The organism is Campylobacter sp. BCW_4321 (assembly GCF_001763075.1).
Classification (GTDB): domain Bacteria; phylum Campylobacterota; class Campylobacteria; order Campylobacterales; family Campylobacteraceae; genus Campylobacter_D; species Campylobacter_D jejuni.
The window spans coordinates 1-3,548 of record NZ_MJYA01000032.1 but is presented as its reverse complement, the minus strand read 5'-3'; the positions used below and the strand labels follow the sequence as shown (position 1 = coordinate 3,548).

At 24.4% G+C, this 3,548-nt stretch carries 3 protein-coding genes and 1 pseudogene; all 4 read right to left on the bottom strand.

The window, feature by feature from the left end:
- A pseudogene (locus AJN58_RS10070) lies at positions 1–1,301 on the bottom strand (hypothetical protein); the annotation flags it as partial.
- Positions 1,285–2,052, bottom strand: coding sequence for a hypothetical protein (locus AJN58_RS05010; protein WP_070233290.1), 768 nt, complete (start codon positions 2,050–2,052; stop codon positions 1,285–1,287). The gene AJN58_RS05010 and the pseudogene AJN58_RS10070, both read right to left, overlap by 17 nt.
- Before the next feature lie 83 nt (positions 2,053–2,135).
- Positions 2,136–3,008: a hypothetical protein gene (locus AJN58_RS05005; RefSeq protein ID WP_070233289.1), complete on the bottom strand. Its 873-nt coding sequence runs from the start codon at positions 3,006–3,008 to the stop codon at positions 2,136–2,138.
- Positions 3,001–3,548: hypothetical protein (locus tag AJN58_RS10065; RefSeq protein WP_180753138.1), on the bottom strand; the 548-nt coding region annotated here is incomplete at its 5' end. The genes AJN58_RS10065 and AJN58_RS05005, both read right to left, overlap by 8 nt.

The following is a 3,548-nucleotide window of genomic DNA, read 5'->3' as shown; positions in this document are numbered from 1 at the left end:
ATATAAGTTTGATAAGCATTTTCTAAATCTTTAAAACCAAGTCTTTTAAATTCATCAATACTTTTATAAAGTTCTTTTCTTGCTTTTAAATAAGTATCATTTAGTTTGTTTTTATGAGAGATAAAGATAGTATAAAAACTAGAGTTAAATTCTAATTCTTTTATTGTGTTTTCATCAAATAAAGCTTGCTTATCTTTATCATATAAAACATAATCTTCACAAAAATATAAAGCTTTTAATAGATAGGGTTTTGAATCGATGTTGATGTTGTTGATATCTTGCAAGTTTAAAGTCTTTAGTAGGTATTGTTTATTAGCAACAATACTTAAGCTTTGATTGGAATTTAAAAAAGTATTTCTTTCTTGTTTTAATTGAAAGCTTAGCTTTTCATTTAAAGATTTAAATAAAGAATTAAAAATTTCATTTTTTATTTTATTGTCTTCTGTATAAAGTTTTAAATCAAATTGATATTTTTGTTCTTCTTGTTCAATGATTTTTTCTTGTTCTTTTAAATCTTGTATGTTTTTTAAATATTCTTCATCTATAAAATTGTAAGTTGTAGAAGCTATACTTGTTTTAGTTATAAGTTCTTTTTTCTTTGCTAGAGCAAGTTTGTATTGTTTTGAATAGCTAGGGTAGGGGCGTGGAGTGAAGAGGGAGAAACCAAGAACTTCGTATATATTGTTGAATATTTCATCTATATTTTTATCATTTTTATAATATTGTCCATTGCCCAGATGGATAGTTTGTGGAAAATATTGTATTTTTGGATTTAAAAAATTTATTATTATTTCTTTAGCTTTTTGTGATATATAGTAACTCAGCTCCTCTCCTTGAGTGAATATTACAAAGGCACCAAATGCTACCAAAGGTGCTGAATCTGGACATAATATACCAACCAAACTCACAATTCCAGCTGCAATTGCAGTCGCAGAAATACCAACTGTATAAACAATAGTTTCAACCCCTTCAGCTATAGCTTTAATAACTACCGACCTTTCGCCATTAAGGACATATTCTAAAGAATAATCCATAATTTTTAAAGTGTTTTCTGTTGGTTTGGTTATTATTCTTATTTTTCTTGCTATTGGTTCTAAAGTAGGATATTGCTTGGAGTAGGAATTGATTATATTAGAAAATCTCCCAACATCTTCACTCGCATTTTCTATTTTTTTCTGTAAATCTTCTATATCTTGTCTATTAAAATTTGCTATCCAATCCGGTATTATATCTTTTTTAGCAAGCACAGCATTTTCTATACCTTGTCTATCTTCAGGACTTAAATTATTTTCCGCATGCATTTAATCTTCCTTTAGCAATATTTATGAAATAATTATATCTTTTTGCTTCATATATTGTTGGGTATATCATTTCTTGAATTTCGGTTTTTAGTTTTGTTTTATATAATAAATTCATTTTTTTATAAGAATTAATCATATTTTCTAATAACTGTTCTTTTTGAGGTATAGAACACATAAAGTTTTTATCTAGGCTTGAAGCAAATGGGATTAAATTAAAAAGAAAATAATCAGCATTAAAGGCTATTTTCATAAGTGCATAAGTGTCAGGCAATGCATCTATTTTGTTAATAAAAATGATATATCTATCCATAATGCTTATAAAATTATTCATTTCGTTTAAATTGGTAGTGCTATTAGAAGCAAGATAAAAATAATTAAGATTAGTTTCACTTTTTCTTCCAAATATACTTACTTTATTTCTAAGAGCTACCAAATAAGCATTGTCTAAACCTAAAATTTGCATAAATTTAAAATCTTTTTTAAAATTATGCATATAATTTAATAATTCTTTTTGATTAAGTTTTAATTCTTGATTTAAGTTTTGTTCTACAAAAACTTTTTTAAATTCTTCTTCGTTGCTCCAGAATAATTTAGATGTCTCTTTTCTAATTTGATTTTCTTTTTCATAATAATACTTATCCCAAAAGATAAGCTCTAAAGGGCGATAAGCTAAGCTTATAAAGATAACAAAAGCTATAAGTAAACCACAAGGTATATAAAATCTTTTAAGTTTATAAAAAGGTTTTTTCATTTATATTCCTTGATATTTTAAAAATAGTTTTTGTGCTTTTTTCTGTTTCGTTTAAGGTTTTATTTTGAGTGTTAAGTTCTATCTCATTCATTTGTGCATTCTTTTAGTTTAGATTGTAGGGTATTGAGCTGATTGATTTGTTTTTGACCGAGTTTGAGTTTCTTAAAATTATAGATCGCTTTTTCTAATTGCATTTTTAAATAACTATCAGTGTGTATTTTTAATTCTTTATTAAAAAACAATAAAACTTTGTCAGTAGTAGTGTTAATTTGACTCATACCATTTAAAATTGTCATAGTTTTAGGGGTATTTAAATCACAAATATAATCTTGTAAAAATTCACTCAAATACATACTAGTAAATCCACTATTATAGCCAATTAGGTCGTTAATATACATTCCGATTCTAACTACATCAAAGCTATCAAACTTATGAATATCTTTTTGTAAAAAATCCTCTTCTAAACGAGTATTTAGAAAAAATAAAAAATCTTCAAAAACTTTAAATCTTTCCTTGTCAAATAAAAAATAAGTTTTATGATTTGTGATATTTCTTTCATTATATAAAAGATAAAGTATAATATCAGTATTTGAATTTGTTGCAACATGTCCAGCTTGTCTCATAAGCTCAACATCTTCTTCTGTAGGATAGCAAGAGGTTAAAGTTTTCATATCTTCAATACTTGTTTGTATCATCTTAAGATTTTTAATAATCATTTGTGTAACTTTTTCTTGATTATAGTTTTCTTTGCTTAAATTCTTAGCATATTCTAATTCTTCCTTGCCTTCGTTTTCACTCCATTTGATTAAAGCACTAAGATTTTCTCTTGCTTTATTTTCATTAGCTTCTTTAAATTGTAAAGCTTCTTGGATAAAGTTATAAGCATTGCTAGCAATTATGATAAAAACTAATACAATAAAAACTATAATAGAAATTCTTTTTGATATTTTAAGCAATTTTTTTACCTTTAAAGTTAGTATTATTTATTATAGCATTATTAGATACAATCTTAAAATCTTCTTTTATATCATCTATAATGGTATTGCTTTGTTTCGTTTTTAAAGAAGTTTCATTGTTAAAATTTGTATTTTTTATTATACTGCTTGTATTTTCTTTTATATTGTTTTCTTGATTTGAATTTTTATTTATTTCTTTGTTTTCATTTTTATTGATTGTTTTATCTTTGTTATTTAATTCTTCATTGATAATAAAAGAGCTCATATAAGTTTGATAAGCATTTTCTAAATCTTTAAAACCAAGTCTTTTAAATTCATCAATACTTTTATAAAGTTCTTTTCTTGCTTTTAAATAAGTATCATTTAGTTTGTTTTTATGAGAGATAAAGATAGTATAAAAACTAGAGTTAAATTCTAATTCTTTTATTGTGTTTTCATCAAATAAAGCTTGCTTATCTTTATCATATAAAACATAATCTTCACAAAAATATAAAGCTTTTAATAGATAGGGTTTTGAATCGATGTTGATGTTGTTGATAT